The organism is Escherichia sp. KTE172 (assembly GCF_000408845.1).
Lineage (GTDB): Bacteria > Pseudomonadota > Gammaproteobacteria > Enterobacterales > Enterobacteriaceae > Escherichia > Escherichia coli.
Genome location: NZ_KE137316.1, coordinates 4,216,231 through 4,226,557, shown reverse-complemented (window position 1 = coordinate 4,226,557; position 10,327 = coordinate 4,216,231). Strand labels below are relative to the sequence as shown.

9 protein-coding genes and 1 pseudogene are annotated in these 10,327 nt (G+C 49.5%); 2 read left to right on the top strand and 8 right to left on the bottom strand.

Going from position 1 to position 10,327, the window contains the following annotated elements; translation table 11 throughout:
- Positions 1-116: 116 nt before the first annotated feature.
- The gene (gene prpB / locus G434_RS04295; RefSeq protein WP_000052176.1) at positions 117-1,007 is read right to left on the bottom strand and encodes a methylisocitrate lyase; all 891 of its coding nucleotides are present in this window, start codon (positions 1,005-1,007) and stop codon (positions 117-119) included.
- A 238-nt stretch (positions 1,008-1,245) separates the two neighbouring features.
- On the opposite strand from prpB, the gene prpR reads away from it, so the two are divergent.
- Positions 1,246-2,832: a propionate catabolism operon regulatory protein PrpR gene (gene prpR / locus G434_RS04300; protein ID WP_000941048.1), complete on the top strand. Its 1,587-nt coding sequence runs from the start codon at positions 1,246-1,248 to the stop codon at positions 2,830-2,832.
- Positions 2,833-2,932: 100 nt separating this feature from the next.
- On the opposite strand, the gene yahO is transcribed toward prpR, so the two are convergent.
- Positions 2,933-3,208 (bottom strand): DUF1471 family periplasmic protein YahO, encoded by a 276-nt coding sequence (gene yahO / locus G434_RS04305; RefSeq protein ID WP_000691953.1) that lies wholly within the window; start codon positions 3,206-3,208, stop codon positions 2,933-2,935.
- A gap of 146 nt (positions 3,209-3,354) precedes the next feature.
- Between yahO and G434_RS0126030 the strand changes: the two are divergent.
- Positions 3,355-4,026, top strand: a pseudogene (locus G434_RS0126030) (LysE family transporter).
- Between the two features lie 16 nt (positions 4,027-4,042).
- Here G434_RS0126030 and yahM read toward each other — a convergent pair.
- The 6 genes from yahM to G434_RS04330 form a co-directional block, all read right to left on the bottom strand.
- Positions 4,043-4,288, bottom strand: coding sequence for a protein YahM (gene yahM / locus G434_RS0126025; RefSeq protein WP_000290601.1), 246 nt, complete (start codon positions 4,286-4,288; stop codon positions 4,043-4,045).
- Between the two features lie 412 nt (positions 4,289-4,700).
- Positions 4,701-5,516: a protein YahL gene (yahL, locus tag G434_RS04310; protein WP_001309286.1), complete on the bottom strand. Its 816-nt coding sequence runs from the start codon at positions 5,514-5,516 to the stop codon at positions 4,701-4,703.
- 242 nt (positions 5,517-5,758) lie between these two features.
- Entirely contained in the window at positions 5,759-6,808 is a 1,050-nt protein-coding gene (yahK, locus tag G434_RS04315; protein WP_000692764.1) for an NADPH-dependent aldehyde reductase YahK, read from the bottom strand.
- 86 nt (positions 6,809-6,894) lie between these two features.
- A complete protein-coding gene (locus tag G434_RS04320) occupies positions 6,895-7,851 on the bottom strand; it encodes an ABC transporter permease (RefSeq protein WP_000750344.1) in 957 nt (318 codons plus the stop codon).
- Positions 7,848-8,819, bottom strand: coding sequence for an ABC transporter permease (locus G434_RS04325; protein WP_000818889.1), 972 nt, complete (start codon positions 8,817-8,819; stop codon positions 7,848-7,850). Before G434_RS04325 ends, G434_RS04320 begins: the two co-directional genes overlap by 4 nt.
- A complete protein-coding gene (locus G434_RS04330) occupies positions 8,812-10,296 on the bottom strand; it encodes a sugar ABC transporter ATP-binding protein (protein ID WP_000447328.1) in 1,485 nt (494 codons plus the stop codon). The genes G434_RS04325 and G434_RS04330 overlap by 8 nt, the downstream gene beginning before the upstream one ends.
- Positions 10,297-10,327 lie beyond the last annotated feature (31 nt).

Genomic DNA, 10,327 nt, shown 5'->3' with positions numbered 1-10,327 from the left:
CGGATGCGACGCTATGCGTCTTATCCGACCTACAGTTCAGTTCATCCCGTAGGCCTGATAAGCCGCGTCAGCGGCGCATCAGGCATCGGTTGTCGAATACAACCAACGGGCGTTTTTTATTTCGCCTGGCTACGGGCAAACAGGTCGTCGAGCTTCTCTTCGTACTGGTAATAGTTGATGCTTTCGTACAGTTCGTTGCGGGTCTGCATGGTGTCGATGACGCTTTTCTGCGTGCCTTCCTGACGCAGGACGTTGTAGACATGTTCGGCGGCGCGATTCATGGCGCGAAACGCTGAAAGCGGGTACAGCGCCATTGCAACATGGGCACTGCGTAATTCATCGGTAGTAAACAGCGGTGTTGCGCCAAATTCGGTAATGTTGGCGAGGATTGGCACCTGCACCGCATCGGCAAACTGGCGGTACATAGCGAGTTCGGTAATCGCCTCCGGGAACAACATCTCGGCACCCGCTTCAACATAGGCCCGCGCACGCTCGATCGCCGCATCCAGCCCTTCAACCGCCAGCGCATCGGTGCGCGCCATGATCACAAAATCAGGATCGGTTTTCGCATCCACCGCCGCGCGGATCCGATCCACCATCTCCTCTTTCGAGACGATCGCTTTATTCGGGCGATGGCCGCAGCGTTTCGCACCAACCTGATCTTCAATATGCAATCCCGCCGCACCGGCTTTAATCATCGATTTCACGGTGCGCGCAACGTTAAAAGCAGAAGAACCAAAACCGATATCCGCATCTACCAGCAGCGGCAGCGAGCAGACGTCGGTGATACGGCGAATGTCGGTCAGCACGTCATCAAGGGTAGAAATACCGAGATCGGGCAGCCCCAGCGACCCTGCCGCCACGCCACCGCCGGAAAGATAAATCGCCTGATATCCGGCACGCTGCGCCAGCAGCGCATGGTTAGCGTTGATGGTGCCAACAATCTGCAATGGATTTTCTTTAGACAGTGCAGCGCGAAACGCTTTACCTGGAGAGTGTAGAGACATAGCCCATCCTTTGTTATCAACTTGTTATTTGCGTTGATAAAGACAAAGCAAGGGGTGTGCCACAATTGATCGAATAAAATTAAATGTTTAATTTCAATTTGTTATAAATAAAGTCATGAAGTAATCCGCAAATATGCGTTTCAGTTAACGTTTCAGTCAATGTTTCACCGCGTTTCATTGCAACAATTATGAAACAAGACTAAACCCAATATTCGGTTTCTTAACTTTGCGGTGCGCTATGGCACATCCACCACGGCTGAATGACGACAAACCGGTTATCTGGACGGTATCTGTAACGCGCCTGTTCGAGCTGTTTCGCGATATCAGCCTCGAGTTTGATCATCTGGCGAACATTACCCCTATTCAGCTTGGCTTTGAAAAAGCAGTGACCTACATCCGCAAGAAACTGGCAAACGAACGCTGCGACGCCATCATCGCCGCTGGCTCTAACGGCGCGTACCTGAAAAGCCGCCTGTCAGTGCCAGTTATTTTGATTAAACCGAGCGGCTACGATGTGTTACAGGCACTGGCAAAAGCCGGAAAACTCACCTCTTCTATCGGCGTTGTCACTTATCAGGAAACTATTCCGGCACTGGTGGCGTTTCAAAAAACCTTTAATTTGCGCCTCGACCAACGTAGCTACATTACCGAAGAAGACGCACGCGGGCAGATTAACGAGCTGAAAGCTAACGGCACCGAAGCGGTGGTCGGCGCGGGGCTAATTACCGATCTGGCAGAAGAAGCCGGAATGACCGGAATTTTTATCTATTCCGCCGCCACCGTGCGCCAGGCATTCAGCGATGCGCTGGATATGACGCGCATGTCGTTACGCCATAACACTCACGATGCCACCCGCAACGCCCTGCGTACTCGTTACGTGCTGGGCGATATGCTCGGTCAATCACCACAGATGGAACAGGTACGGCAGACTATTTTGCTGTATGCCCGCTCCAGTGCAGCGGTGTTGATTGAAGGGGAAACGGGGACGGGCAAAGAGCTGGCGGCCCAGGCGATTCATCGGGAATATTTTGCCCGCCACGATGCGCGACAGGGCAAAAAGTCGCATCCGTTTGTTGCCGTCAACTGCGGAGCGATTGCCGAATCGCTGCTGGAAGCGGAGCTGTTTGGCTATGAGGAAGGGGCGTTTACCGGCTCGCGACGCGGAGGTCGCGCCGGGCTGTTCGAAATTGCCCACGGCGGTACGCTGTTTCTGGATGAGATTGGCGAAATGCCGCTACCTTTGCAGACTCGCCTGTTACGGGTGCTGGAAGAAAAAGAGGTCACCCGCGTCGGCGGGCATCAGCCTGTTCCGGTGGATGTGCGAGTCATTAGCGCCACTCACTGCAATCTGGAAGAAGATATGCGGCAAGGGCAGTTTCGCCGTGACCTGTTTTATCGGCTGAGCATTTTACGCCTGCAACTGCCACCACTGCGTGAGCGGGTGGCAGATATTCTGCCGCTGGCGGAAAGCTTTTTGAAAGTGTCTCTGGCTGCACTTGCTGCCCCGTTTTCTTCCGCATTACGCCAGGGATTACAGGCAAGCGAAACCGTGCTGGTGCACTACGACTGGCCGGGCAATATTCGAGAACTGCGCAATATGATGGAGCGACTGGCGCTGTTTTTAAGTGTGGAACCGACGCCGGATTTAACGCCGCAGTTTTTGCAGCTGCTACTGCCGGAACTAGCGCGCGAATCAGCGAAAATTCCCGCTCCACGCTTACTGACACCACAACAGGCACTGGAGAAATTTAAAGGCGATAAAACAGCAGCGGCGAATTATTTAGGTATCAGCCGGACGACGTTCTGGCGGCGGCTGAAAAACTGAACTGCCGAATGCAGCGCGAACGCTTTATCCGGCATAAATTTCAATAGATGATGATCACCGATAAACTTACGCATCGGGGATGTTTACATAGGTTTCAGAATTACTTCTTCTTATAAATATTTGCCGTGCCGTGAATCTTATTGTCAGTTTGACCAGAGGTCAGCACCAACACATCAGCCCCTTTTTCATCGGCTTTTTTGATTAAATCTTCTTTTGCATCTGCAGTCGACATTTCATTACTGGTTGAAATATCACCTATTTTTTCATATTGCGATTCAACTTTTTCAAATTCCGCTTTGGTCATCAATTCAGCGGCATAGACATTGGTAACGGCAAACGCTAACGCACCGACTAACATTTTAGAGATTATTTTCATATTACGGCTCCAGAGTTGTTATCACACTATCACCCACCCACATTATTGGGTTGATTAATAATTAGTTCAGTCAGGGCATAAACGCCAGTAACCGGAAATAAGACACTTTGTGATCTCTCTCGCACCCGATTATTTTTGGTAGAAATATGATGCAGTTAGTTCACTTATTTATGGATGAAATCACTATGGATCCTTTGCACGCCGTTTACCTGACCGTAGGACTGTTCGTGATTACTTTTTTTAATCCGGGAGCCAATCTCTTTGTGGTAGTACAAACCAGCCTGGCTTCCGGTCGACGCGCAGGGGTGCTGACCGGGCTGGGCGTGGCGCTGGGCGATGCATTTTATTCCGGGTTGGGTTTGTTTGGTCTTGCAACGCTAATTACGCAGTGTGAGGAGATTTTTTCGCTTATCAGAATCGTCGGCGGCGCTTATCTCTTATGGTTTGCGTGGTGCAGCATGCGCCGCCAGTCAACACCGCAAATGAGCACACTACAACAACCGATTAACGCCCCCTGGTATGTCTTTTTTCGCCGTGGATTAATTACCGATCTCTCTAACCCGCAAACCGTTTTATTTTTTATCAGTATTTTCTCAGTAACATTAAATGCCGAAACACCAACATGGGCACGTTTAATGGCCTGAGCGGGGATTGTGCTCGCATCAATTATCTGGCGCGTTTTTCTTAGTCAGGCGTTTTCTTTGCCCGCTGTGCGTCGTGCTTATGGGCGTATGCAACGCGTTGCCAGTCGGGTTATTGGTGCAATTATTGGTGTATTCGCGCTACGCCTGATTTACGAAGGGGTGACACAGCGGTGAGCAGATAATTTACTCTCTACGTAATCAACCTGATTTGCCGAATCCCGACCATCGGCGATGATAGCCCCCGTAATGCGTGGTCCTTATTTCCGATAAGTTTACTTGAGTCTTTAGCTTCCCATTTCAGCCCACTCTCCCCTGTGTGGGCTTTTTTCATTGCTCTGACCCGTCCTGAATAGCCAAACAATGGCAATGTTCCACTTTGCAGGGATGATAATAAGGGGATCTGATTCAGAAGAGTTATGAAAAGTTGGACCGCCATCGAGGCCTCGAACCCCGTACCATACAACAATCCTGGTTGTCGTCTGCTCTTCCTGATGAGCTAATGGCGGTTTTTGATATGAGCCTTACAGCATATTTTCTGTCAGGCTTGAGTGCGATGCGTAAGATACAGAAAAGACCCCACACAAACATGATGGAATTATGATTTTTTTCATATGAATGTCAACCCACACATTCACAAAACATCTGCATGAGATCATTTTTTATACACCGTATAGCTGCGAAACCACTGCTGATGCTTTTTTAAGCGAAGTGTCGCCGATCACAACAAAATATCGGCGAAAAAGGCGGTGGAATGCCATTTGGCATACGGATATACAGATGAAATGATCACCTGCTTTGCGATTCACTCTCTGGTGGAATAACAACTCGCAGGTGGAACCCTTTCTGAACTAAAGAGTGTAGCGGATTTTAACGTGCTTATTTACAGGATAATATCTGTCACCTAATTCCTGCACTCTATTAGATATCCATTGATTTAATCGCGCATCATCTCTGTATGTTTTTACGTCCAGAACAGAGAGCAATAACATCACCAGTGATTCAGGAAAAACAGGGTAGATATTTTTTAAGTGTAATAATAATCCATGCGCAAGCGCCTGCTTAATGGGTGCGTCGGTCTCCGGAATAGACGACATTTCGCGAAGCCATTTTTCCACATGCATACACTCTTTCCCTTTAGGGAAAAGTCTCAGCAAAGGCATATGGTGTTCAAGAAGAATACATTTGCAATCTGTTCGCACTGAATCGATAAACTGCACTAATTTCTTAAGCCCGGTAAAGCGTCCAGCCTGCACATTTGCTTTAATATCAAGAAACGCATCATCCTGGTCATATACCCAAACTGTCCCTTTTTGATTTTCAAGTATGCGAAAAACAAACTTAACCGGGTGATCAGGGTAATCCATCCAGTCATAAAATCCAGGGAAATCATTAAACTGCACATTTATAGTGAGTGCGTTATCGTCTGACCACTCACAGTCTCGTACAGCAGCCATGAGATGAATGAGTTTGTCGTCATCGACTAAATCATCACGACAATCATAAGGATAATCATAATATTGTTTAATCAAAACCTTGAATATATCGACACAGGAGACCAGGGAGCTTTTGATATCCTCTGGTAACTGATTGTTTTTTACTGTATTAAGTATGCTTTGTTGCGTATATGGCATCAAATTATTGTGCGGAGCTTTTAATGATATCATCGCGATCTCTCTTAAATAAAAATAAACGTCGCAGATAATAAAGCCCTGATTAAACCAGGCACTATCAGAAATCGCTCATAACTAACGTGTGAAGTATTGTGTACTGGAGGGAGTTAATTTAACAATTTGAATTTACGTTATAGGTTTTACTGCTACTTTGATATTATTTCGCTCTCCTTAACTAAAAAGTTAAGTGGAGAGCGAAGTTAATATGTTAAACCACAGGGTATTTATTAATTTTTTCAGTCTGTTAGTGTGCGATTATCGATAACAAAACGATATTTCACATCACCACGCAGCATTCGCTCATAGGCTTCATTAATTTGATCGGCCCGAATCATCTCTATATCAGCCACGATGCCATGTTCGGCGCAAAAATCGAGCATCTCCTGAGTTTCTGGAATGCCGCCAATCATAGAACCGGCTATCGCACGGCGTTTCATGATCAGGTTGAAAACTTCCGGCGATTTATGCGGTGTCGCAGGCGCACCAACCAGCGTCATGGTGCCATCACGCTTCAGCAAGGTGGTAAAATCGTCGAGATTATGTGGCGCAGCTACTGTATTCAAAATGAAATCGAAACTCTTGAGATGAGCCGCCATCTCATCGGCATTGCGTGAGTTAACAACTTCATCGGCCCCCAGGGCTTTTGCCGCTTCGCGTTTTGACTCAGAAGTGGTAAATGCCACCACATGCGCCCCCATCGCGTGGGCCAGCTTAATCCCCATATGTCCCAGACCGCCGATGCCGACCACGCCCACTTTTTTACCCGGCCCGGCCTGCCAGTGACGTAGCGGCGAATACGTGGTGATCCCTGCACACAACAAAGGAGCCACCGCCGCCAGCTGCTCTTGCGGGTGACGAATACGCAGAACATATCGCTCATGAACGACGATCTGTTGTGAGTAGCCGCCCAGAGTATGGCCCGGTTCGTCCGGCGTCGGCGAGTTATAGGTGCCGGTCATGTGATCACAGTAGTTTTCCAGCCCGTCTTCACACTCTTCGCAATGTTTACAACTGTCGACAATGCAGCCGACACCGACCAGATCGCCCGGCGCATGTTTTTCTACCTGATCACCAACGGCTACCACACGCCCCACAATTTCATGACCCGGCACGCAGGGGTAAACCGTCCCCGCCCACTCGGAACGGACCTGGTGGAGATCGGAATGGCAGACGCCACAGTAAGCGATTTCAATTTTGACATCATGCGGTCCCGGTTCACGCCGGGTGATATCCATCGATTCAAGTGGTTGTTTAGCGGAATATGCACCAACAGCTTTGATCTTCATTGTGTTTACTCCTGATTAGCTATGTGTATTTGGCGATGCCTGATATGTCATCGCGGCAAAACGCGTCCATTGAATATAGCCAATATTTAAACCACCCGATCCAGCCCCAACATGCCGCGAGCCTGAATGAAACAGAGCAGCAACGTTCCCCATAAGGCCATCGTCAGGTAGGGGCTTATACCGAGAATATTGAAGCCGCTTTCAATAATTTGCAGAAGAAACAGCGCCAGCACCATACCAATTATCCGCCCGCTGCCGCCGTCCGGATTAACCCCGCCGAGTACTGCCGCGAGGATTGACACCAGCAAGTACGATTCGCCATAAGAGGCCTTAGCCGAGTTGAGTTTCGACATCATCAAAAATGCCGCTACCGCACAAAGCAAGGCGGAAATGACATAAACCCAAATCAGCACCCGACGAGTGTTAATGCCGGAGTAAAGTGTTGCTCGTTCGTTAGAACCAATCAGATAAATGGATTTACCGAGCGGCGTTTTCTCCAGCAATATCCACAGCCCCAGCGCCACTGCGGCAAACAACCACATCGGTAGCGGAATACCGAACCACTGTGCATGATTCAACCACAGCACCCATGAGGGATAATTGGCAATGGCGCTACCGCCTGTCACCAGAATATTTACCCCTTTGAGCAACGTCATCATCCCGAGTGTTGCAAGAATTGGCGACACTCGAATACCAGCAATCAATACGCCGTTACATAAACCGATTATCACCGCCGCGCCAGCGCCCGCCAGCAGCGTAGCGACAACCGTAGCAATACCCGGTGGATACTGAGTCGCCACCCACGCCATCACCAGTGAACAGGCGTTAGCAGTGGCTATAATTGACAAGTTAATGCCACCGCAAAGCATGGTCACCGCCATAGCCAACGCCAGAATGCCCAGCACGGGCATTTGCGAAGCGACGGACTGGAAATTACTTATCGACCAGAAAATCTCCGGCATAGTAATGCTGAAGGCGGCAACAGTTAGCACCAACAGGCCGATCAAGTAAAACTCAACGTTATTACGCCACGATTTTTTCATAGCAGACTCCGGTTCTGATGCTGACTCCACGCCGTGGCGCTAATGCTGGCAACGATGATGATGCCTGTGATCAATGTTTGCCAGTAAGACGAGACTCCCAATAAATTTAGCCCGTTTTGCATCACTGCCAACAACACCACGCCGAGCAAAGTACCGGTTAACGTGCCGCGCCCGCCGAGCAAACTAGTGCCGCCAAGCACCACCGCAGCCAGTACTGTCAGCTCATAACCCAGAAGAGAATCGGGGGCGACAGTCATCACCGTCCACGACTGCACTACACCCGCAGCACCAGACATCAATCCCATATAGCCGTAGACGAAAAGTTGCAGTTTCAGCACGCTAAAGCCGATGCGACTGGCGGATTCACGGTTCCCGCCAAGGGCATAAATTTTGCGCCCTACACTGGTGAAATTCATGATAAACGCTGTTAGCAGCACCACCGTAATCATGGCGATCAGCGGTAGACCAAGGCCATAGTCATAGCCATCAGCATCGGTGTACTTGAACAACATAACCCCCTGCTCAAACCACGGCGGAAAGTCGTACAGCCACACACCTTTACTCAACCATAACAGCAGGCCATAGAAAATATTCAGCGTCGAGATAGTGATGATAATAGAAGGCACCCGTAGGCGATTAACCAGTAAGGCGTTAATTAAGCCAAGTAAAATGCCGATGCCGCCCGCCAGGGCAAACGCGACAGCGAAGTTGCCACCAATTTTTTGCAGCAACAGCACCATGCCGTATTGCGCAATGATGGTCATTGCTGGAAACGAAATATCAATTCCACCGGAAATCAACACCACAAACAAACCACAGGCGAGAATAGTCAACATGGCATAGTTATTGGCGAGATCGTACAAATTACCGAATGTCAGAAACTCGTCGCTGCGCCAGGCAAGGCCGACAAACAGCCCCACAATCAGTAATGCCAGCCAGAATTCATGACGTTTTTTCAGTTCAGCCATTTACCACCTCCGCAATCCTGGCCTGAGAACTGCTGTCAGGCAGGAAGCTATGGGTGATCTGACCTTTCTGCATTACCAAAATCCGGTGGCTTTGATACCACGCTTCTTCAATTTCATCGCAGATCATCAATACCGCAATGCCATGAGCCGCCAGATCGCTGATAATGCCGTATATTCCTGCTTTGTTGGCGATATCAACACCGACAGTCGGGCTATCGAGAATCAACAGTCGTGGCCCAATCGCCAGCCATTTGGCGATCGATACTCGCTGCGCGTTACCCCCAGAAAGCGTATTCACCGGGAGATGTGGGTCAGAGACTTTGATGGTCAATGCCTTGATTAGCCTGTCCACCAGGTCACGCACTTTAGCTTCACTCAGAAAGCCGAAGCGATCTTTTACCTTGTGAAAAACAGTGCTAATGATGTTGTCTTCAATAGATTGCGCCATCACCAAACCACGCGACATGCGATCTTCCGAAACATAACCAATACCGTGGCGGATGGCGTCCTGGTTACTATGCAGTGTAACCAGCTGGCCGTTGATGAGGATCTCGCCAGCATCCGGTCGGGTCATACCAAACAGACTCAGACATAATTCCGTGCGCCCCGCACCAAGCAGGCCAACAATCGACACCACTTCGCCCGCTTCCACCCGCAAGTTAATATTTTGATATTCCCCATGACGACTTAAATTACGCACCTCCAGCACTGGGATGCTGGATTTTCCCTGCCACAACTCTCGCACCTGATATTCAAACTCCTGGCCGGTCATCAGGAAACCGAGTTGTTTTGTGGTCATCTCTGCAGCCGGAAAGGTCCCGACCAGCTCACCATCTTTCAACACTGAAATACGGTCGGAAACTTCCATCACCTCTTCCAGACGATGACTGACGAAGACCACGCAGATCCCGCGTTCCCGCAATTGATGCACCACCTGTAATAACCCTTGCACTTCCTGATGGGTCAGCGAAGCGGTTGGTTCATCCATCACGATCAACCGTGCGTCCTGCGCCAGTGCACGGCAAATTGCCACCAGCTGACAGCGGGCAATTGAAAGCTCAGAAACGAGCGTATCCAGTGGCAATGTGACGTTAATACTGGTCATTGCCGCCTGCGCCACCTCACGCAGACGACGGCGGTTAACAAACAGACCGTGGTGATAGTGATTCACGGCGATATTCTCCCAGACACTCAGGTTAGGAAATAAAGAGAGGTCCTGATAAATCACCTGAATCCCCTGCGCCACCGAAGCGGCGGGTGTCAGCTTTGACCAGTTTTTCCCACCAAGCGTAATTTCCGCTCCCTCATCCGGGCGATAAACTCCGGACATAATTTTAATCAACGTCGATTTACCACAGCCGTTTTGCCCGGCAAGACAGTGCACTTCACCCGACATAAAGTCGAGAGAAACATCGCGCAGCGCTCGCGTGGCATGAAACGTTTTGTTGATATGACGAAGGGAAAGGAAGGTTTCCATAACATCCCCTGGCAATAAGAATCGGGGCTTT